The sequence below is a fragment of the Delftia sp. ASV31 genome (assembly GCF_016428765.1).
In the GTDB taxonomy this organism is placed as follows: Bacteria; Pseudomonadota; Gammaproteobacteria; order Burkholderiales; family Burkholderiaceae_C; genus Comamonas; species Comamonas acidovorans.
Map to the genome: position 1 here is coordinate 1 of NZ_JAELTK010000292.1, position 314 is coordinate 314.

General features: G+C 75.2%; 1 pseudogene. It reads left to right on the plus strand.

Annotation, left to right across the window (positions count from 1 at the left end):
* Positions 1 to 153: pseudogene (locus JHD82_RS29465) on the plus strand (aminotransferase class III-fold pyridoxal phosphate-dependent enzyme); the annotation flags it as partial.
* Positions 154 to 314: the final 161 nt, after the last annotated feature.

A 314-nucleotide genomic window follows, 5' to 3' on the forward strand; every position in this document is an offset into this window, starting at 1 on the left:
GCGGCCACCGTGCTGCAGCCGGGCAACCATGGCTCCACCTTCGGCGGCAATCCGCTGGCCATGCGCGCGGGCATCGAAACCATCCGCATCATGGAAGAGGACGGCCTGCTCGCCCACACCACCAAGGCTGTCTCTTATACACATCTGACGCTGCCGACGAAATGCGAACAGTGTAGATCTCGGTGGGCGCCGGAGCATTAAAAAGGGGGGGGGGGGGGGGGGGGGGGGGGGGGGGGGGGGGGGGGGGGGGGGGGGGGGGGGGGGGGGGGGGGGGGGGGGGGGGGGGGGGGGGGGGGGGGGGGGGGGGGGGGGGG